We start from the raw sequence: 19840 nt of genomic DNA on the forward strand, positions 1-19840 counted from the left end.
ATTGATATATCTTCATCTAACTCTTATCAACAAACTTAGAGTCCGTACTCCTTTACCCGAACCCCAGCAAAAAACACTCAAGCACTCTCTCCTGCTCGATTGCCACATCTGAGCTTATAAGCTGAATAATTGCACCTTCAATCATATATAAAAATAGCTTGGCATCCTGAAAGGTAGCATCTGTTTTGAGTTTTATAAGCTGGCTATAGATTTCATTAATTAGCCATGTGCGATATCTCACCGCGGTGATATAGGCTTTTGGATAGGTCAGTTTCGTTTCAAAAATGGCTTTAAATAAAAGGTAGTACATCCCCTCTACATCGGCGTGTAACAAATAAAGTTTCTTGAGTTTATCCTTCACGCTTGTGCCTTGATCGTACCCAACAATTGAAACCACTTTTTCTTTTAAACGTTCTTTTTGCACAATTAGACAGATTTCAATAAACCGCTCTTTAGAATGAAAGAAGTTATAAAAAGTTGCTTTGGTCACTTCACACTCTTTCACGATTCGGTCGATTCCAACCGTATGAAAGCCGTGGTGGTGAAATAAATCAATCGATTTATTGATAACTTGAATAGCACGTGTTGAGAGAACTAAATTTGGCATATTTTTACCGTTATAAAATTATTGTTGTTTCTAAATGAGATACTTTTTTGGGAGAAAAAAGGCACAGCAAAGCCCGTAAGACTGTGCTTGGCACATCTCAAGTTTTGTTGTTGCTAAGTTTTAAATAAAAAAGACTTTAAGCCTGAAAACCTTAGGGCGTTCAAGCTGCTTTAATTTTTAAGCTGTGCCGTTATAGCTTTTGGCATTGAGAGCCAAGAAATAATGGATGTGCAAAGCCAACTCCTTTTTATTGGGAGTTCTGCCAGACATTTAAATTATGGTGGCAGAACGGAAGAGGGTTCGCGGACTGGTTTCGACTCCAGCACACCCGAGGGTGTCCCTCTCCCGTCCTACCGCTACGGGAGGGAACGAGATGCACACAAGACTATTCCTCAGAAAAAATAATCCTGATGTGGTCGAAAAAAGCGGTCCGCGACGACCGACTGGCAATGTGGCCAGCAGGCGAAGAATAATATTCCGACCTCTTTCAGTCAAGCACACAAAATGACATTTGTTTTAAAATAGATCATTAAAAAAGTAAGGCTAAATAATGAGGAAGTTATTGTTAAATTGGAGTTTATAAAATGCTTAGGCAATAAACCCGCCATCAACACTTAATTCTGCACCGCTAATATAACTTGCGTCTTCACTTGCTAAAAATAGAACAGAATTTGCAATATCCACTCCTTCACCATATCGGCCTACAGCAATATTCGGCAGAAGTAAATTTGCTATTGGTCCATCTGAAGGGTTCATATCACTATTGGTAGGTCCAGGATGAATTGTATTAATTGTTATGCCTTTAGAACCTAACTCCCGCACCAAACCTTTAGAAAAACCTGTAATGGCGCCCTTTGTAAGAATATAAATTGATGCCCCACTAAATCCTGAATAATTCACCATCGTGCTTCCAATATTTATGATTCGTCCACCTTTTCCCATATGCTTTAGGCTTTCGCGGGTCGTCAAAAATACTCCAGTAATATTTACGGCAACTAATCTCTCAAAGTCAGCAATAGTTACAGCTTCCAAACTACCTAAATGGCTTATGCCAGCATTATTGACTAGGATATCAATCTTATTAAATTTCCTTGCAACCTCAGCTACAGCATGAATAACCATTTCAGGATTACCAGCATCTGCTTTTATGGCTAACCCCTGTCCACCATAAAATTCGATTTCTTTAACCAATTCTTCTGCTTTCTTTTGAGACGCATGATAAGTAAACGCAACTGTAGCTCCATGAGCCGCTAACTTTTTGACTATTTCGGCCCCTATGCTTCTTGATCCACCTGTTACAAGTGCGATTTTTCCCGTAAGTGATAGCTTATTTAACATCTTAGATTACCCATTTATTTAAGTATCTAAACTATAAAATCGGGGCTAATTGTTAAGTAGTCTGTGTTTGCTATAATCATTTTCAAGTAAAAATTGAAAATAAAACATGGAAACTTTGTCTAATCTTGAGTCATTTATAAGAAGTGCTGAACATGGTAGTTTTTCGGCAGCAGCAAGACATTTAGCATTAACACCTGCCGCAGTATCTAGAAATGTAGCGCAACTCGAGCAAAATTTAGGAGTACGACTTTTTCATAGAAGTACTAGAAATCTTACCTTGACTGAAGCAGGCGAACATTTTTTTAATAACATTCGAGATAATTTAAATAGTATTCAAAGCAGCATTTCAGAATTTAATACAGGCTCAAGTAGCCCTAAAGGCATCTTAAAAATTAGTCTCAGTGCCGGCTTCGGCGTCGAATATATACTCCCCCTCATGCCAGAATTTATAAATAGATATCCCGAGATTAAACTCGAATGGCATCTATCTAATAAACAAGTCAATTTAATTACGGATAACTTTGATGTAGCAATTGGAAGCGGAGTTAAATTGGGTCTTGGAATTGTAAAAAGACCGCTCTCTCCTCTTCACATGATTATTGTTGCTTCACCAGCTTTTTTAAAAAATAAAATTTTACCCCGCCATCCACAAGATATATCGGGTTGGGATGGAATTATTATGAGGTCGCCTCAAACAGGTAAGCTACATGAATATAAGTTTTTAGGTCCAAACAGTGAACACGCCTATCTAAACCTAAATGAAAAACTGGTAGCAGATGATCCGAGTGCTTTACATCAAGGTGCAGCTTTGGGAATGGGAATCGCAGCTATTTCTACGGCGCATGCTAAAAGCTATATAGCGAATGGAACTTTAATCAGGATTTTACCTGACTGGTATGCAGATTTAGGCGAAACCAATCTTTATTTTTCAAGTAAAAAGCATATGCCTGCAAAAACGCGCTGTTTTATCGATTTTCTAGTAGAAAAATTTGAAGAGTTAAAAATTAGTGAGCAATTATCAGCACATACGATGGGAAAGTAAAAAGACTTTCAAATAATAATGACTTTCTATCATAGATTTTCAATAAATAGTAGAAAGTGTTTCAACTCTGCACTATCTACAAATCAGGGCTAGAGAAAACAATAATAATCCCATCAATCGTCAACTGCGATTTTAAATTAAGCAATATAGGAGTTGTCAAAATGATGAGCGTGAATAACCCAAAAACTGAAAATCAACAAACAGTCGAGACCTTAGATGTTCTAGAAAGACATTTAAATGCTTTCCGATTAGGTGATGTAGATTTAACGCTTCAAGACTATGCTGCTGATGCCATTATCATTAATGGTACAGGCGAAATTATTAGAGGAACGTCTCAGATTCACGAGACATTTATTTCAGTTTTTCGTGACTACTTTCCTGAAGGTACACGAGATATTGAAATTGATGAAAAGACAATTTGTGGTGAAGTAGCTTATATTCGCTGGCGAACTACAAATACAAAATTAGCTACGGATACCATCATTGTTCGTAACGGCAAAATTGTTGCGCAAACTTTTGCAGCCTATTTTTAAAAGCTCATACTTGTGAGTTATAAGTAAAAGAATTTAGCTCTCCTCGGAGGGCTTTCACACATCATTTCATATAAATTTCTCTTATCTTTTCAAAAGGCCCACACTCACTTAATACCTAATTTTTACTATTAAAAATAATGATATAAGTTAAATAAATCTTTACGCGAAGATAATCATTATTATGGTTATGGAAGATATCGCTTGCAAAAAATTATCTATGATAATATTTTAGAGTAATTACTCTAAAATGGGAACTAATCATGAAAACTAAAAGAATTGGTTCATATCACTGGATGCAAGCTACAAATGGTCAGCTCAGCTTCAAAGAGAAAGTTAAGTTAATTCACAAAATTATGCTGCCAAGTGTTATGGCCACTATAAAAATAAATTACTTTCGGTTCAAAACTTTAGATGATTTTGATATTGATCAGATCGTGATACCAGATACTCAAATGGTTAAAGTCGCGCTTGATGAGCTCGAAGCTAAAGCAGATATATCTATCTATAATCATTCATGGCGCACCTATTTCTGGGGTGCTGCCCTAGGCAATATACAAAAACAGCAATTTGATAATGAATCACTTTTAATAGCCTCACTTTTTCATGATATTGGCTTAACTAAGCAACATATTCATAGTAAAGGTTGTAACTGTTTTACCTATGAGAGTGCTAAACAATTTGAGCTAAAGGCTAAAGAATATAGCTTTGATGAGAAGAAAAGTGGAGTTATTAAAGATGCTATCTGCTTACATATGAACGGCTATATAGATCACTCTGACCCAGCAGAAATTACGCTATTACAGCAAGGTGCATCATGCGATGTGATTAGTGACGGTCTATATAGACTCCCCTTCTCTTTTAGAAATAAAATTTTGGAAAAATATCCTAGAAAACAATTTAATAAAGAATTTATTGAACTTATTGATTTAGAAAGTAAGAATGTACCAAATTCTCGAACTAGTTTATTAAATAGTCTTGGTTTACCACTCATGATTAAGTCAAATTTATACGAAGAGTGAATTTTACGAGAGCTATTAATCGTAAAAACCCTATTAAGTCTCAGCTTGAAAGTTGAATCGATTAAGCATTTACAACATATTGATCTAGATTTTTTAATGCAAAATGGATCACCTGAGAAAGCTCTTCTTGCGAATATCCATCTCTTGCCTGAACTGATAGCCCATGCAGAACAAGCGCGTAATATTGCCCTAAGGTTTTAGGGTCAGCTTCTGCCACCAATTGTCCGTCTGATTTTGCTTGAACAAATCGATCGACTAGGCTTTGGCCCCGTTCAATACGCTGTGCTTTCATCCATTCCAAAACAGCTTGGTTTTCTTCACCTAATACGCTCGCTGCCGACACAACCATACACCCATACGAATGGTTGGCTTGCGTGTAAAGCACTAGTGCATCTGCAAATAATTGACTGATTGCATCCTTAATATTTTTTTGCTTTAAGGCATTTAAGGCGAAATTACCTTCATTTTTTTCATAGTGATTTACAGCTTCTCTAAACAAAGCCTCTTTTGAGCCAAATGCTTTATAAATTCGAGCAGAGGCAATCCCCAAAACTTCAACTAAATCTGACATGGATGTGCCTTCATAGCCGTGAAGCCAGAAGAAATCTCTCGCTTTTACGAGGGCTTCTTCTCGATCAAACTCTCTTGGTCTGCCAGCCATAATGACCCTTTATCAAATTTAGTACCTCTTTTTATTATTATTCGAAAAAAATATTTTCACAAATAAATCAATGAGATTTATTAAAAATAGTCTCGCTTTGTTTTGATTTTCAAATAAAAAGTTGTTTTTCTCAAAAATTAAGCCTATTGTTTGTCGATCGACAACTAATTAGGTTTTGTTATGAAAACGATCAAAGGTCCTAGCATCCACCTTGCTCAATTTAGCGATGACATTTCCCCTTTTAACCGTCTAGAAGATATAGCTGCTTGGGTGTCAGACCAAGGATTTGAAGCGGTACAACTTCCTGCTTGGGATAAGCGTTTATTTGATGTTAATTTGGCAGCAGAAAGCCAAGATTATTGCGATGAAATATTAGGTACTTTAAACAATCATGGCTTAAAAATTAGTGAGTTAACGACTCATATCTTTGGGCAGTTAATGGCTGTGCATCCTGCTTATGACTCAATGTGCGATAACTTTGCCCCATCTCATTTGCATGGCAATTCAACGGCTAGAACCGAGTGGGCAAAACAACAAATGCTCGCTTCAATTCAGGCATCTGCCCGCTTTGGTCTTAAAGATATGGGGACATTTTCAGGCTCTTTGGCATGGCCTTATGTATTTCCATTTCCACAAAGACCATCAGGACTCATCGAAACGGCGTTTGATGAATTAGCGCGTCGCTGGCTTCCTATTTTGAATGCTTGTGATGAACATGACGTAAACCTTTGCTATGAAATTCACCCCGGTGAAGATTTGCATGATGGCATTACATTTGAAATGTTTTTAGAGCGGACTCACAACCATCCACGTTGCCATATTCTTTTTGACCCAAGCCATTTTGTTTTGCAACAACTGAACTATCTGGAATATATTGATATCTATAAAGATTTCATTCGCATGTTTCATGTTAAAGACGCCGAATTTAATCCAACAGGCCGCCAAGGAATGTATAGCGGCTATCAAAGCTGGGGAAATCGAGCGGGTCGATTCCGTTCTACGGGTGATGGTCAAGTTGACTTTAAAGCGATTTTTTCAAAGTTAGCGCATTACGACTACGAAGGCTGGGCCACATTAGAGTGGGAATGTTGCCTCAAAAATAAAGACGATGGCGCACGTGAAGGTGCCGAATTCATTAAGCAAAATATTATTCATGTTACCGATAAAGTGTTTGATGACTTTGCTGCTGCCCCTGTGAATCAGACTCAAATTAATCAGCTATTGGGTATTTAAGGAAGAGTAAGAGAAATCAACATGAAAACTCAATTATTCAATAAAAACTCACATCACGAATTCGATCATCATTACATTCACATCGAAAGCAAAAAATTACACTACGTCACCTTAGGTGAAGGCCCAGCGGTATTACTAATTCCGGGCTGGCCCCAAACATGGTACGCGTGGCACAAAGTCATGCTTGAGTTGGCAAAACAGGGTTATCAAGCAATCGCGGTTGATTTACCCGGAACAGGAAATTCAGCTCCACTGGATGGAAGTTACGATACGGGACGTATTGCCAAAATTTTATCGATGCTCATGACTCAACTTGAATATCCCACTTATTCGGTTATTGGTCACGACATTGGTATGTGGGTTGCCTATGCGCTTGCATCTGACTTTCCTGAGTCTGTAACTCGACTTGCGGTCACAGAGGCTGTGATTCCCGGTTTAGCACCCGCACCTCCTATTTTTGTTGAGCCGAGTGAAAATATTTTTCTTTGGCACTTCATGTTTAACCAAACCCTAGATTTACCCGAAGCTTTAATCGCGGGCCGTGAAGATACTTATTTAAATTATATGTTTGATAAATGGTCGTGGCACAAAGATAAAGTTGCAACTGAAACTTATATTGAAGCCTATAAAATTCCGGGTCGGTTAGCGGCGGGGTTTAATTATTACCGCTCTATTCCAGAGACCATACGTCAAAATAAAATGAGAGAAACTAAAAATTTAGACATGCCTGTTTTAGCCATTGGCGCTGAACATGCCACAGATAATGCACCTTATGAAACCATGAAAAAGGTTTCACCCCATTTAACCAGTGCGATTGTCAAAGACTGCGGTCATTTCATTATGGAAGAACAGCCAAAAATATTTAGCTCACTCATTTTAGAATTTTTGCAGCAGGAAAAAAGCCATGCCTCTACTTGCTGAAATTGAAAGCTGGCTTAAATCCAGACCTACCGCACAAGGAGTAAACTCCTTACAAGCGCTAAGAGAGCAAGTAAATAAAGACATTATTGATCAGCAAGGCATTGAGCAAGATGCAAGCTATCAACAAAGTTTTCATGTTGCTGTTGCTAATGGCGCGGAAATTGAGGTTCGCGTGTATGTTCCCTATTCTCTCGAAAACACTGAGCAACGGCCCGCATTGGTTTTTGCTCATGGTGGAGGTTGGTGCCTCGGAAGTTTAGATGCATGGGACCGTGCTTGTCGATTACTAGCAGAAACTACTCAACTGGTTGTATTTTCTGTGGACTATCGTTTGGCGCCAGAATTTAAGTTCCCTACACCTTTAAATGATTTTTTTACGGCATTTTGTTATATCTACGAGAACGCATCACAGTTTGGAGTTGATCAAAACCGCGTGGCTGTAGGCGGAGATAGTGCGGGCGCCAATATAGCTGCCGCCACATGTTTAATGGCAAAACAACACCCAGAAATTAAGGTGAGCCATCAACTTCTTTTTTACCCCGCTTTAGATGCCACGATGAGCAGTAATTCCTATAGCCAATATGCCGAAGGTTATGGTTTGGACTCATCCACAATGGTTTATTGCTGGGATCAATATGTACAGCATGAAAGTGAAAAACACAATGAATTTGTAAGCCCATTACTCGCTCAGTCTTTAGAGGGACTGCCTGATGCAACCATTTTTGTGTGTGAATATGATCCCGTTCGTGACGATGGTGAAAGATATGCTCAAAAACTGTGGGATGCGGGTATTCAGGTGAACTTTTATTTATTAGAAGGAATGATTCACGGCGCAATTCACATGCTGACGGTTAGTCCCGACAAAGTAAAATCTATCTACCGTAATATTCGAATGTAGATCTTTTTATTATTCAAATATATTACTTAGTTGGGCCACTCTTCAAAATTGTTTAATTACATTTTCGGAGTGGCCTAATTAAATTTTGACTATCAATAACGGTTCTCATGAGTCCTTATTGAAATTAATTTTTCATTTTGAAATGAGCTAACTGTTTTAAGAAATCATTTAAAGGCATCGGACAACCCCACAAATAGCCTTGAAACTCAGTACATCCGTTATTTTTAAAAACACTAAATTGTTCAGTCGTTTCGATGCCTTCTACTAACACGCGGAGGTTCAAATCTAGTCCAATTTTAATAATACCAGTCACTAATTTATTACTGCGTTTATCATCCAATGCTGCCTGTACAAAGCTACGGTCAATTTTGATTTGTCTGATGGGCATTTTTTGTAGATAGCTTAAAGATGAATAACCTGTACCAAAATCATCAAGAGAAAGCTGAACTCCTTGTTTAGATAAGAACTGCATTTTTTCGATCATGCTTACACAATTTGTTAAAGCAATATTTTCAGTAATTTCTAAAATGAGCCGAGATGGATTGATGTCATATTGCTGAATCAGCCCAATCACAGTTTGCTCAAAGTTTGGTTGCATGAAGTGATCAGCACTAATATTGATTGAAAGCGTAAGATCTTTAGTCTCGGCTTTGCTACTCCAGTCTTGTAGAACTTTGCAGGCTTGAGCCAATACCCATTCCCCAATCTCTGGCATTAACCCAAAAGTTTCGGCTGCTGGAATAAAATCTTTTGTAGGAATATATCCTAAAACAGGATGATGCCATCTTAATAAAGCTTCTACGCCAATTAGCGTTTCAGAAGCATTAATTTGCGGTTGATAAAAAAGCTCAAACTGTTCTTTAATAAGCGCTAAGCGTAAGTCTTGCACCATAGTGCTTTCAGTTTGTATCTCTAATTGCATGGTGTAAATTGAAATACAGATCATGAGCGTAGCGACACAAGTTGCAATCCATCCCCCATGGTCACGAATATCTTCCGGTAAAGGTATGGTGCTCTCAAGATTAAAAGAGCTGCCACTAAAAAATATAAAGCATCCAATCGACAAAAGAATTAAAGCAGCTTGTAAAAAGCTTGGATTTCTACGGTAATTCAAATATCCCAATATCGCCCCAGCGGGTAAAAACAATTGAGCCACTTGCGGACGGTCACTTGTAGCGACATCAAAAAATAAGCAAAAAATGACTGGAAAAACAAGCAGAACGACTTGAGATAAAAGAATACCCGCTGAAATGCGGTTTATATAAATAAGAAAAAGGCTAAAGATGGAGATCAGTGTAAAAATGATATCCATACCCACAATTAACCACATTTTTGCAAATATAAAATATGTGGTCCAAAACAAACAAAAAATAATACAAATGAAGATATTTGCTTTTGCGGCGATTGTAAGCTGCTGATCCTTTACGGTACGGTAATTTTTTTTGCGTTTTTTAAAGTAAGACGAAGCTATCATAAATAAATCAACCGTAAAATATTTCTTCATAAACCCCAAGCTTGATCAGTGATATACCCTGTCAATTTTCACCAATAAAACCTAATGTTTTATTTATTTTTATATGACTCATCTTGAGGTGGGTGTTGTTTTAATTGTGGTGGCACAGTCCGGTTGTTTAATTGAATAATTTTGTTTTTCAATCACCTTATAATTTTAAAGGATCATCCCCTAACGATACATGTCTCTACTAGGCTACACAAGGTTTGAGTGCGAACAGCAATTAACTTATTTAATGAGAAATACTATTTAGCGACTACAGATAGCTCAGTGTATATTATGCGACTCGGCTTCTGGTTTATCTAATTCTCATATGAAGAACGCATTTTCTGACAGCAATCAAATTAGAAAAGTTTGTAGTTTCTCTGAACTTGTAAATACACATTTTCAAGGAGAGACAAATGCGATCTGCTGGCACAGAAATTTGGTGGGCGACTTTAAAGAAATTGTGAGTAAACTTCAGTTAAAAGAAAATATTACAGAAGTTTCTGTTGAAGACTTGTTAGCCCTACAACTTTCAGAAAAAGGCAATTTGGCGAGAGCAATTATTTTAGAAGATATCGAGCTGTTAACTGATTGTGGCACATCACCTGTACTTAATTTGCTTAAAAAGTATGAACGTGATGAAGAGCTAGATTTCATTTCAACAGATGTATATTCATTTCATGTTGACCGCTCCCCCATTGAAACCGATACATTCTTATGTACCTATCACGGCGCTGCCAGTGATATTGTGCCCAATGATCAAGTTGAACAAAAAGTTTTAATTCCAGAAATTAGAGAAAGGCTCAAAGAATTACATGACGGTTCTGATGCTGACTTTGAAGCTTTTTTGGCAGAGTATTTTTTTGATTTGCATTATCAGCCTAAACCGAATGCCCAACCTTTAAATTTAGGTACGGGACATATTTGGCGTTTAGCAGTAGATCATCCAACTCAAAAGGTTTTACCTTGTGTTCATCGAGCTCCAGTTGAAAAAGATGGCGAGTATCGATTGCTGTTGATTTGTTAAATATATTGCCACTCCATGACTGGAGTAGCTTGAAATCATTTTTATCAAATAAAAACTGGCTTAAGTAATCTCTTAAGATATTCCGAAAACGAATCAAATAAATTCGAATATTTACCAAAGCGAAAATAATGAAAAAATATGATTTAAAGTAGTTGACCCTCACGTAACGTAAGCCCCTAGCATAAAACACGCCTAAGGAAGAAGGAGCTAAAAAGATGCTGTTAAAAGTTGGTGAATTGGCTAAGCAAACAGGACTTACTGTCCGTGCTCTTCATCACTATGACGATATCGGTTTACTTCAGCCTTCGGTCCGTTCCGATGCAGGTTATCGACTATACACCCGTAAAGACATTACTCGTTTGCATCAGATTCAAGCATTACGAGGACTGGGAATGTCGTTAGCCGAAATCCATACGGTTCTTGAAGACCCCAATCTTGCGCTTTTACCGATTATTGATCAGCAGATTCAAGCAATTGATCAAAGGCTGACAGAGCAAAAGAAATTGCGAAATCAGCTCAGCAAACTTAAATCTCAAATCATAAATGGTGAAGAGCTTGGTTTGGAGGATTGGCTAAAAACACTGGAGCTTATCGCGATGTTTGACAAATACTTTACAAAAGAAGAGCTTGAAAAACTGACTTTCTTACAAGCAGGCACTAAAAGCCACCAAGAATGGCAAGAGTTAACTCAAGCAGCAAATACACTGTTTAATGCTGGCGAACCATCTAATAGTGAAGCAGCTCAAGACTTGGCTCGAAAGTGGATGAAAACCCTTGAGCACAATACGCGAGCTAACCCAGAATGGTTAGTTAAACTAAATGCCATAAACTCAGCCGAACCTGAATTTCAGGAAAAATTAGGCGTAACGCCAGAAGTTGTTGAGTTTTTACTTAAAGCTTTTTCTGAGAGTAAGCTGAGTATTTTTGCGCGTTATTTATCTGACGATGAGTTTACTTTTTTAAAAGAGAATTATATTCGTGAGATGAAAAAATGGCCTCAATTATTGGTTGATATTGAAAAATTGATTGATGCCGAGGTCACACCAGATAGTGATGGAGCAAAGCATTTGGCACAACAATGGCTCTCTATGCTACAAGGCTATGCTGGCAAAAATCCAACTACTCAAGAAAAAATCCGTACAGCAATGCAAAATGAACCAAGCCTTGCCGACGGTACTTGGCTCAAACCAGTGACGCTACAATTTCTAGAAAAAGCAGTAGCGGCATTAATGCGTGGTGCTTAGTTCTATCAAAACAACTGGCTACACCATAGTTTGGTGTAGCTTTTTAAAATACTCTATCCACCCCTAAAAACAGGTTTTTTTATAAATTAGTTTTTGATATTTATGATTATTTTGGTTTCTACAATTAATATATAACATTCACACGAACCCAATCTTCATACTTGGTCGCCTGAACATTCGTAGTTGATATGATCGCTCCATGAATAGGAATATTTTCTTTCATTCCAGTCGCAATTCGTGAACGTATTTTATCCGCCATCCCTCCCCAAATTTGAGTGTGGCCCGCATCTTGATACAGTACATATGCAACAGATGCTGGGCTGGCAGTAGATTTAAGTTCAAAGTTATTGTCAGAGGTTACAGCCAATTGATAGGGTGTATTTTTGCTGCATTGCACAGTTACATCCGTTCTTGCAGTAGGAACTGGCTGAGCACGTTCAACCGAACCAAAATCCAAGTTTCCTTGTGTGGAAACTTCACAAGTTTCTAGAATGGTTAAACTGACCCTTAACGATGTAGATGCATTGCCAGCATCCGCACTATTTATTGTCAACATTCCCATCAGAGAAAATAAAGCATGTCTAATGACTTTCATTTCTTCTCTCCTTAACTTTTTGTTCTAATGTCTATTCATCTTTATATTGTGTTTTTTCTGTTCCTATTAAAGAAACAGCTTTCAGGATTGTTTAGTTATAAGACTTAATATTGCACAGTGTCAATCTATACTAATCACATGATTTGCATATTATTTTTATAATTTGTGATGAGTTACACGCAATCTCACTAATTTAAAAAGTAGTGGATGTTTTTTATTTCTCCTAAGCGTAATTAATAAATTATCTAATAACTGATAAAACTGTTGAATGCCTCAATTCAATGATGATGTAACTAATAAAAAGAAATATGCTCGGGTTAAGTTCTACTTAGTAATAGTTGTCCGTTATTTGATAAGTCTTAATTTAATACAAATGATTATTTTTTAAACAAAATCACGTCATAAATTGTCGCCGAATAAACCTACTATTATTTCATATAATGAAAAAATTAATTATTTTATTCTTTTCCTAAGCTAATATATGGATTAACATGAACCTAACAAATCTTTTTAATAATGACACAAAAATAGAAACTATTTCAAAATTTCTATCTCTTATATTTAAGTTAAGTACACTAATTGGTGCTTTATGTTTTGCATTATATTGTCATAAATTGAACTATTTTCCAACAGGAATAACAACTGGAGATAGCTTGTTATTCATTCTATTTGCGATTAGTTTCGGTATTATTTATGGCTTTTTTGTAATCAGTCTTTTATCTTTAGGCTTATGGATTACTTACTTGCTTGTTCGTCCAATATTATGGATAAGCATTATAATTTATAAAAAATTTAGTAATAATCCTCCACGACAAACAATTAAATTTATTAAACCAGATTTCATTCATGCTGTATTTGCTCTATTAGGTGTGCTATTCATTTTTGTTCTAGCAAGCCTAGATAAAATGGTTTTGATGAGTTTACCCTTAATTGCAATTTTACTTTCATTTTTATGGGCAACATACAAACAGAAAGAAAGTGACTTTTACAGTTTAGTTGAGGCCAATGAAGTTAATAATATAGAAACCGAAGAAAAACAAAAAAACCTTCTTCAAAAGCAAAATAATATAAATAATATCAAGTACATGGTTTTTGCTTTTATTATTTTTATACCTCTATTCATGGGTGGTATATCTGAAATGATGGTAGAAGCTGGAATGAAGTTTTCTAATGCAAAAAAAGGAACATCATATGTACTTATTCAGCCACCATATGATAGCTTTATTCCACCCGAATATATTATTACTGATTCTCCATATAATGCCTCTGGATATAAGACGTTCAAAGAAATGACAGTAATGTTAACTGGTATTGGAACTAAAACTATTATTCAACTACCAGCAGAAGCTGGTAAAAAGCCACAGACACTTGAAATTCCTAATGAGAAAATTATCATTATCCCTATAGTGAATTAAAAAATAGTAAATTAAAGGCATGACATCTATCGATGCCTTGTCTTTAAATATTCTAAAATTTACAAATATAAATAACAAATATTCCTCATACTGAATTAAATATCTAAAAAATTCATTATTCAATAAATTTTAGAAGCGAATATTTAGTCTCACTTTTACATACTAGCCAATATATTTATAGCTTTAAGCCTACACGAAAACTCACATTATTTATAATTAATAAATTACCTCACACTAATACTAATCTCTTAAAAATTGATTAATTCTGTCCATTCTCGCAATTGCATAAAAAAACCGATCAAAATAATATCCAAACAAATAGATTATAACTTTGCATATTATTTAGCTTATAGATTCAATACTAAGAAAATTGTGAAGTTAAATTTAAAATGAATAATTCTGGCCTTTGAAACCATTTATTTTTAATTCGAGAAAACATTGATATGAAAAAATATTTACTCTTACTTTTACTTAGCTTTTATTCAGTTCATTCATTTGCATCGGACAAATTACATGGCAGTATTTGGAAAACCATTGATGATGCAACCAATCAACCTCGAGCGCTGGTAAGATTTAACCAAGATAAAAATGGCAACCTCTCTGCAAACATCGAAAAAATACTTGTTCCAAGTGAAGCCAACAAATGTACGATGTGTGAAGGTACTTATAAAAATAAATCTTTGATTGGTTTAACCATCGTCAAAAATTTAAAAAGTGTCGGCCAAAATAAATATGACAAAGGATCTATTCTCGACCCACAGTCAGATAAGACCTATCGCTTTAGCCTAACAGTATCCCCAGATGGTGAAAAACTTACCGCTCGTGGATACATTGGTATCTCTGCCATTGGCCGAAATCAAACGTGGTATCGAGTTAAATAGGTCATGAAGTAGCAGTAACCAACTCTTTGTAGCTACTCACCGATCATAATTACAGTCAATATGTGCATGATGTATGCAATAGTTTTTATGATCGGTACTTAGCCTGAACCATCAGCATGATAATGACGAGTAGCGAAGGTATTGCAGCAATCACGAATAAATGGGTAATGACCAGAAATTGGGAAAGGTAGCCACCAAATAGCGGCCCAATGACCGAACCCAAACGGGCAATTCCGATACTCCAGCCCACCCCTGTAGTACGAAGTGAAACTGGGTAATAACTGGCAGACAGTGCATTAATCGCAGGTTGCCCACCAACAATGGCAAAGCCAGCAATAAAAATGATAATAAATAGTAAAACAATATGGCTAACAGCATAGCCAATTAAAGCAACACTCATCACTGCAACCAAAAAAACAGGAATTAATACTTTATAAAATCCTGTCTTATCGATTTTAAGGCCCATCACAACACTACCAATCGTACCGCCTAATTGTAGAGTGGAACCGATCAACAATGCCTGATTTAGTGAGAGTCCTGACTCTTTGGCCAAAGTCGGTAACCAGTTTGCCAGAAAATATAAACTGATCATATTTAAGATACTGATAATCCAGATGGAATAGGTAAAAAATGCACGCTGATTTTTAAACAACTCAAGCGGCGACTTTTTAACCTCAACTTCAGTGTTATTAATAATTTTTATTTCTGAATTAAATGTTAATGCGGGATAAAACTTCTTTAACCAAAATAAAATCTTAGGATTATTTTTATGATCTTCACTCAAAAAATATAAAGATTCTGGCAGCTTAAAGTATGTGATAAAGAAAATAATTAAAGGAACAATACCGCCAAAATAGAAAATCGCCTGCCAGCCTCCCCAAGGAACTAATAAGGCGGATATACCGCCCCCTAACATTGCCCCTACCGTATAGCCACAAGAAATGACCATCATGGTAAAAATACGAGATTTGAATGGAACAATTTCGGAGCTATAAGCCATAACATTTGGCATGATTCCTCCTAAAAAAATTCCTGTAACAAAGCGGATTGCAGTCAATTGCTCAATATTGCCTACATGTGGTGTCACCAGCATCAATACCGAGAACATAAAAGTCGAGATCAGTAAGATGGGACGGCGGCCAAAACGATCAGAGAGTGAACTTAATAAAAATGATCCGACAAACAAACCAAACAAGCTGGCACTAAACACAATCCCTAGCATGGATTTTTGAACGCCCCATTCTTCTATAATCATTGGGGCCGCGTAAGCCATAGACTGAATGTCATAGCCATCCATAATCATCAGTAATAAACAAGTGATCAGAATAAATTTTTGATAGCGTCCAACTTTCTGCTGATTGATCAGATCACTTAATGCAAATTCTTTCATGGTATTCCCTTCTCCATGACATGCTTTAAATTAATTCATTTTAATTATGCAATACGTAATCAATTTACGATTAACGTAAAATAAAATAGCAATAATATGCCAATAAAGTCAAAATATTATTTTTTTACAATATAAACAAAAAGTTAGATCGGATGATTTGATTCTATCGGAGTAATGATCTCAACTTATTGCACAGGGGCTATGGTCTGCTCATCTAACGAAAAACAAGCAAACCATACATCCTATTATTTAAATTATTTTTAGATTCAAACAGATGATTAAAAAAACAATCGAAAATCTTTTCCCTCTCATCCGCCTGATCTGAGCTTAAGAGCTAAATCACTTCCCTCACTCAGCATTCTTCTTTTCAGCAGAAGATCCATTACTTGATGGTTTAGAAGAACCTAAAGCCATACTTGAGAATACGCCATCGCGATAAATCCATGCATGTAATAACGCAGCGGACAGATGACCAATAACCACAGCAAATAGTAGCCAAGCCAAAATTCCGTGTAGAGTACGGAACCAAGCGTAAAGCGTCGAGTTGGTGGGTGCTATAGGTGGAAGGTCCCAACCCGGAAATAAAGTTACAGGCCAATTACCTGCCGATAGCGTTGCCCATCCGAGCAAAGGCAAACTAAACATCAAAAGATAAAGCAGCCAATGTGATGCATGGGCCATAAATGCCTGCCAGCGTGGTACAGTCGGCGGCAAAGGTGGAATTGGAAAATAGAGTCGGTTTATTAATCTTATGATGACCAATAATAAGATTGCGATTCCTAAAGGACGATGGATATCGATTAACCACGGACGCCAAGTGATTGAGGTTGTCATTCCCACACCAATAAATAGCATGGCCAAAATCGCTACCGCCATAAGCCAATGTAGTATTCGAGCAGTCAAATTAAAATGACGTGGAGCATTATTGTTAGATTTGTTTTGCATGGCTGATCTCTCCTATTTGCCCACGGCATCCGTTGCTTTGCCAAATCCAATTTCACGTAAGCGAGCATTGTAAGATTGTGAATAGATGCTTGCTCGCGCCGCGAGTACCGGATCATCTGATAACTCAATTCCGGGTGGAACTAGTGTTGGGTCAAAGTTAATGTCACGGCAAACGCCATTTACCTGTTCAGTTACATTTTTGACTTCCAATGTTCCTGCTATCACTTCTTTGCGTTCTTTTGGCCAAGGTTGAGATGGGTCATTCACTGGGTCTCCCGGCTCGGCAAGTTGCAAAACTAAATCCCAATATAGCGGCCCTTCAGCTAAACGTTTTTTGATGTCTTTAAATAAGAAATCATGGCCAGCTTGATCACGTTGTTCTTTCGTCAGACTAATAAATTTTGCATGAGGACGCATAGACCAACGGACTGGCTGTTCTTGTCCATTAGCAGCCCGCAATATAAAAGCATTTACGACATAAAATTCTGCACCGCTGAAACTACCGGTTAATGGCATCTTTGCCTTTTGCTCAATAGACTTACGTGCTTCTGGATATTCTTTTAAGAAAGCCTCAACAAGGGCTGGATCAGGTTTGCCAGTAGCTGGAACTGGTTTAAATGCTTTTTGCTGCGCCAAAAAACCTTCGGCATTTCGTGTAGGGAAATAGGGAAAGTTGTTTAATTTCATGCGCCATTGTGAATGATCAGCTGCGGAAAGTAATAAAGCCATACTTACTGTTGCTGTCGAATTATCTGCCGCATGCGGGTTACCACTTCCAATAGAAAAACGGCCAATTGCTGGTATATCAGACTTGGCAAATACCGTGGCTTTAGAGAGTGTCGCCGCCGCACCATTACTGTGGTAAGTACCATCAAAACAAATACCCTTACCGTGTGCACGTCGATATCCGGGATCAAAGTTATTTAATGAGTCTCCCAAAAAAGTTTTGCTTGTGGTGCGATGTCCAAATAGACCAGCGGCCCAAGCAAATGCCAATACTAAGGAGCCCGCGATTACAGCAATACCCACGAATCGCAGCCAGTACTTCTTTAGAGTTTTAAAATTCAAATTATTCATTCTTCATCCTGTGTAAATTGTATGGCTGCATCCCTAAAAAAGAGTTTCATCATGTCAAAAGAGATTTACTTACATTGATGGAATCACGTTCAAAATTAGCTCAGTAAATAAAATCCCGAAAGTTCTGGATCCAATAGAGATAAGCCTTAATATAATATTTATTTCCCGATCATATAAGGTACGCACCTCGGGGTTAGTATTAATCTTATTAACATTTGAATGGAGATAAATACAGCATAAGAACGAAGAATCTAGAAGCGCCGACTTTGACCGAAAGAGTCCGAAGAGGTGATCTTTTTAAAAGCGAGCTCGTTAACTAGTGATAATTAATAGTAGAGATGAGAAAACAATCTAACACCCTTTCTCTCTCATCTTTCTGTTCTGAACTTAAAAGCTGAATAATTGCACCCTCAATCATATATAAAAATAGCTTGGCGTCCTGAAAAGTCGCATCTTTCTTGATTGCTCTAAGCTGGCTATAGATTTCATTAATGAGCCACGTTCTATATCTCAACGCGGTTTGATAGGCTTTTGGATAAGTCAGTTTTGTTTCAAACATGGCTTTAAACAATAAATAGTACAGTCCCTCTAAATCGGTATGTAAGAAATAAAGTTTCTTAAGTTTTTCCTTCACGCTTAAGCCTTGGTCGTACTCAACAATTGAAACCACTTTTTCTTTTAGACGTTCTTTTTGTACGATCAGACAAATTTCAATAAACCGCTCTTTTGAATGAAAAAAGTTATAAAAGGTCGCTTTAGTAATTTTTGACTCTTTCACAATTCTGTCGACCCCAACCGTATGAAAGCCGTGATGATGAAATAAATCAATCGACGTATTAATGACTTGAATAGCACGTGTTGAAAGAACTAACTTTGGCATAGTTTTACCGTTATAAAAATTTTTGTTGTATATAAATGAGATAAAAAAACCTGTGCCCTTTCTGGGAGAAAAAAAGGAACAGCAAAGCCTATAAAGACTGTGCTTGGCACATCTCAAGTTTTATTGTTGAGTAAGTTTTTTGGTCGTGACAATTTAAAGCTTGAAAACCTTAGGGCGATCAAACTGCTTTAAACGTTTAAGCTGTGTCGTAATAGCTTATGGCAAGGGCTGCCAAGAAATAATGGATGTGCAAAGCCAACTCCTTTTTATTGGGAGTTCTGCCAGACATTAAAATTATGGTGGCAGAACGAAAGAGGGTTGACGGACTGGTCATAGAGCCAGCACACCCGAAGGTGTCCCCCTCCCGTTCCACCGTAGAGGGGGCACGAGGGGCTAGACACTAAAGATATAAAACCTTTAATGCTTCTATGATACGGTCCGTCAAAACCGACTGGCGATGTAGGCCAGCAGGCAAAGGATAGTGTCCAACCCTTTTGCAGTCAAGCACACAAAATGCCATTTGTTTTAAAATAGATCATTAAAAAAGTAGGACTAAATAATGAATAAGTTATTGTTAAATTGGGGTTTATAAAGTGGGTGAATTAAAAATATTATAATTAATTTTTCATTAGCAAT

General features: G+C 36.9%; 19 protein-coding genes. 10 read left to right on the forward strand and 9 right to left on the reverse strand.

Annotated elements, in window-relative coordinates; genetic code table 11:
- Window positions 1-52: 52 nt before the first annotated feature.
- Together MKL51_RS10455 and MKL51_RS10460 are read right to left on the reverse strand one after the other, a co-directional pair.
- Window positions 53-607, reverse strand: coding sequence for a TetR/AcrR family transcriptional regulator (locus MKL51_RS10455; protein WP_017481457.1), 555 nt, complete (start codon window positions 605-607; stop codon window positions 53-55).
- A 588-nt stretch (window positions 608-1195) separates the two neighbouring features.
- The gene (locus MKL51_RS10460; protein WP_017481456.1) at window positions 1196-1945 is read right to left on the reverse strand and encodes a 3-oxoacyl-ACP reductase family protein; all 750 of its coding nucleotides are present in this window, start codon (window positions 1943-1945) and stop codon (window positions 1196-1198) included.
- Between the two features lie 106 nt (window positions 1946-2051).
- Between MKL51_RS10460 and MKL51_RS10465 the strand changes: the two genes are divergently transcribed.
- The 3 genes from MKL51_RS10465 (at window position 2052) to MKL51_RS10475 (ending at window position 4539) form a co-directional block, all read left to right on the forward strand.
- Window positions 2052-2987, forward strand: coding sequence for a LysR family transcriptional regulator (locus tag MKL51_RS10465; protein WP_017481455.1), 936 nt, complete (start codon window positions 2052-2054; stop codon window positions 2985-2987).
- A gap of 161 nt (window positions 2988-3148) precedes the next feature.
- Window positions 3149-3520, forward strand: coding sequence for a nuclear transport factor 2 family protein (locus MKL51_RS10470; protein ID WP_017386636.1), 372 nt, complete (start codon window positions 3149-3151; stop codon window positions 3518-3520).
- 260 nt (window positions 3521-3780) lie between these two features.
- Window positions 3781-4539 carry an HD domain-containing protein gene (locus MKL51_RS10475; protein WP_017481454.1) on the forward strand — a complete coding sequence of 253 codons (759 nt, stop codon included), beginning with the start codon at window positions 3781-3783 and terminating at the stop codon, window positions 4537-4539.
- 61 nt (window positions 4540-4600) lie between these two features.
- On the opposite strand, the gene MKL51_RS10480 is transcribed toward MKL51_RS10475, so the two are convergent.
- The gene (locus MKL51_RS10480) at window positions 4601-5200 is read right to left on the reverse strand and encodes a TetR/AcrR family transcriptional regulator (RefSeq protein ID WP_017481453.1); all 600 of its coding nucleotides are present in this window, start codon (window positions 5198-5200) and stop codon (window positions 4601-4603) included.
- Between the two features lie 180 nt (window positions 5201-5380).
- On the opposite strand from MKL51_RS10480, the gene MKL51_RS10485 reads away from it, so the two are divergent.
- The 3 genes from MKL51_RS10485 to MKL51_RS10495 are packed head-to-tail and all read left to right on the forward strand — an operon-like array spanning window position 5381 to window position 8252.
- Window positions 5381-6433, forward strand: coding sequence for a sugar phosphate isomerase/epimerase family protein (locus MKL51_RS10485; protein WP_017481452.1), 1053 nt, complete (start codon window positions 5381-5383; stop codon window positions 6431-6433).
- Between the two features lie 21 nt (window positions 6434-6454).
- Window positions 6455-7354 (forward strand): alpha/beta fold hydrolase, encoded by a 900-nt coding sequence (locus tag MKL51_RS10490; protein ID WP_017481451.1) that lies wholly within the window; start codon window positions 6455-6457, stop codon window positions 7352-7354.
- The gene (locus tag MKL51_RS10495) at window positions 7338-8252 is read left to right on the forward strand and encodes an alpha/beta hydrolase (protein WP_017481450.1); all 915 of its coding nucleotides are present in this window, start codon (window positions 7338-7340) and stop codon (window positions 8250-8252) included. Before MKL51_RS10490 ends, MKL51_RS10495 begins: the two co-directional genes overlap by 17 nt.
- A gap of 124 nt (window positions 8253-8376) precedes the next feature.
- Here MKL51_RS10495 and MKL51_RS10500 read toward each other — a convergent pair whose 3' ends face one another.
- Complete coding sequence (locus MKL51_RS10500; RefSeq protein ID WP_017481449.1) at window positions 8377-9756, reverse strand: putative bifunctional diguanylate cyclase/phosphodiesterase; 1380 nt, start codon at window positions 9754-9756, stop codon at window positions 8377-8379.
- A 322-nt stretch (window positions 9757-10078) separates the two neighbouring features.
- Here MKL51_RS10500 and MKL51_RS10505 point away from each other — a divergent pair, with 322 nt between their 5' ends.
- Entirely contained in the window at window positions 10079-10777 is a 699-nt protein-coding gene (locus MKL51_RS10505) for a DUF1826 domain-containing protein (RefSeq protein WP_017481448.1), read from the forward strand.
- A gap of 215 nt (window positions 10778-10992) precedes the next feature.
- Complete coding sequence (locus MKL51_RS10510; RefSeq protein ID WP_017481447.1) at window positions 10993-12021, forward strand: MerR family transcriptional regulator; 1029 nt, start codon at window positions 10993-10995, stop codon at window positions 12019-12021.
- Window positions 12022-12145: 124 nt separating this feature from the next.
- Here the strand turns inward: MKL51_RS10510 and MKL51_RS10515 are convergent, their stop codons facing one another.
- Window positions 12146-12616, reverse strand: a complete 471-nt coding sequence (locus tag MKL51_RS10515; RefSeq protein WP_017481446.1) for a Csu type fimbrial protein — start codon at window positions 12614-12616, stop codon at window positions 12146-12148.
- A gap of 491 nt (window positions 12617-13107) precedes the next feature.
- On the opposite strand from MKL51_RS10515, the gene MKL51_RS10520 reads away from it, so the two are divergent.
- Window positions 13108-14031 carry a hypothetical protein gene (locus tag MKL51_RS10520; protein WP_017481445.1) on the forward strand — a complete coding sequence of 308 codons (924 nt, stop codon included), beginning with the start codon at window positions 13108-13110 and terminating at the stop codon, window positions 14029-14031.
- A gap of 443 nt (window positions 14032-14474) precedes the next feature.
- The gene (locus tag MKL51_RS10525) at window positions 14475-14912 is read left to right on the forward strand and encodes a DUF2147 domain-containing protein (RefSeq protein WP_017481444.1); all 438 of its coding nucleotides are present in this window, start codon (window positions 14475-14477) and stop codon (window positions 14910-14912) included.
- An 85-nt stretch (window positions 14913-14997) separates the two neighbouring features.
- Here MKL51_RS10525 and MKL51_RS10530 read toward each other — a convergent pair whose 3' ends face one another.
- The 4 genes from MKL51_RS10530 to MKL51_RS10550 form a co-directional block, all read right to left on the reverse strand.
- Window positions 14998-16302, reverse strand: coding sequence for an MFS transporter (locus tag MKL51_RS10530; protein ID WP_017481443.1), 1305 nt, complete (start codon window positions 16300-16302; stop codon window positions 14998-15000).
- A gap of 348 nt (window positions 16303-16650) precedes the next feature.
- Window positions 16651-17247, reverse strand: a complete 597-nt coding sequence (locus MKL51_RS10540) for a cytochrome b (protein WP_017481442.1) — start codon at window positions 17245-17247, stop codon at window positions 16651-16653.
- Between the two features lie 12 nt (window positions 17248-17259).
- Complete coding sequence (locus tag MKL51_RS10545) at window positions 17260-18324, reverse strand: catalase family peroxidase (protein WP_017481441.1); 1065 nt, start codon at window positions 18322-18324, stop codon at window positions 17260-17262.
- A 316-nt stretch (window positions 18325-18640) separates the two neighbouring features.
- Window positions 18641-19204, reverse strand: a complete 564-nt coding sequence (locus MKL51_RS10550) for a TetR/AcrR family transcriptional regulator (protein WP_017481440.1) — start codon at window positions 19202-19204, stop codon at window positions 18641-18643.
- Between the last annotated feature and the right edge of the window lie 636 nt (window positions 19205-19840).

Source organism: Acinetobacter sp. AOR18_HL (assembly GCF_027855145.1).
Taxonomy (GTDB): Bacteria; Pseudomonadota; Gammaproteobacteria; order Pseudomonadales; family Moraxellaceae; genus Acinetobacter; species Acinetobacter pittii.

Bases quoted from the DNA above. Each gene is read 5' to 3' on its own strand.
- MKL51_RS10455 (WP_017481457.1), bottom strand. From the start codon at position 607: ATGCCAAATTTAGTTCTCTCAACACGTGCTATTCAAGTTATCAATAAA.
- MKL51_RS10460 (WP_017481456.1), bottom strand. From the start codon at position 1,945: ATGTTAAATAAGCTATCACTTACGGGAAAAATCGCACTTGTAACAGGT.
- MKL51_RS10465 (WP_017481455.1), top strand. From the start codon at position 2,052: ATGGAAACTTTGTCTAATCTTGAGTCATTTATAAGAAGTGCTGAACAT.
- MKL51_RS10470 (WP_017386636.1), top strand. From the start codon at position 3,149: ATGATGAGCGTGAATAACCCAAAAACTGAAAATCAACAAACAGTCGAG.
- MKL51_RS10475 (WP_017481454.1), top strand. From the start codon at position 3,781: ATGAAAACTAAAAGAATTGGTTCATATCACTGGATGCAAGCTACAAAT.
- MKL51_RS10480 (WP_017481453.1), bottom strand. From the start codon at position 5,200: ATGGCTGGCAGACCAAGAGAGTTTGATCGAGAAGAAGCCCTCGTAAAA.
- MKL51_RS10485 (WP_017481452.1), top strand. From the start codon at position 5,381: ATGAAAACGATCAAAGGTCCTAGCATCCACCTTGCTCAATTTAGCGAT.
- MKL51_RS10490 (WP_017481451.1), top strand. From the start codon at position 6,455: ATGAAAACTCAATTATTCAATAAAAACTCACATCACGAATTCGATCAT.
- MKL51_RS10495 (WP_017481450.1), top strand. From the start codon at position 7,338: ATGCCTCTACTTGCTGAAATTGAAAGCTGGCTTAAATCCAGACCTACC.
- MKL51_RS10500 (WP_017481449.1), bottom strand. From the start codon at position 9,756: ATGAAGAAATATTTTACGGTTGATTTATTTATGATAGCTTCGTCTTAC.
- MKL51_RS10505 (WP_017481448.1), top strand. From the start codon at position 10,079: ATGAAGAACGCATTTTCTGACAGCAATCAAATTAGAAAAGTTTGTAGT.
- MKL51_RS10510 (WP_017481447.1), top strand. From the start codon at position 10,993: ATGCTGTTAAAAGTTGGTGAATTGGCTAAGCAAACAGGACTTACTGTC.
- MKL51_RS10515 (WP_017481446.1), bottom strand. From the start codon at position 12,616: ATGAAAGTCATTAGACATGCTTTATTTTCTCTGATGGGAATGTTGACA.
- MKL51_RS10520 (WP_017481445.1), top strand. From the start codon at position 13,108: ATGAACCTAACAAATCTTTTTAATAATGACACAAAAATAGAAACTATT.
- MKL51_RS10525 (WP_017481444.1), top strand. From the start codon at position 14,475: ATGAAAAAATATTTACTCTTACTTTTACTTAGCTTTTATTCAGTTCAT.
- MKL51_RS10530 (WP_017481443.1), bottom strand. From the start codon at position 16,302: ATGAAAGAATTTGCATTAAGTGATCTGATCAATCAGCAGAAAGTTGGA.
- MKL51_RS10540 (WP_017481442.1), bottom strand. From the start codon at position 17,247: ATGCAAAACAAATCTAACAATAATGCTCCACGTCATTTTAATTTGACT.
- MKL51_RS10545 (WP_017481441.1), bottom strand. From the start codon at position 18,324: ATGAATAATTTGAATTTTAAAACTCTAAAGAAGTACTGGCTGCGATTC.
- MKL51_RS10550 (WP_017481440.1), bottom strand. From the start codon at position 19,204: ATGCCAAAGTTAGTTCTTTCAACACGTGCTATTCAAGTCATTAATACG.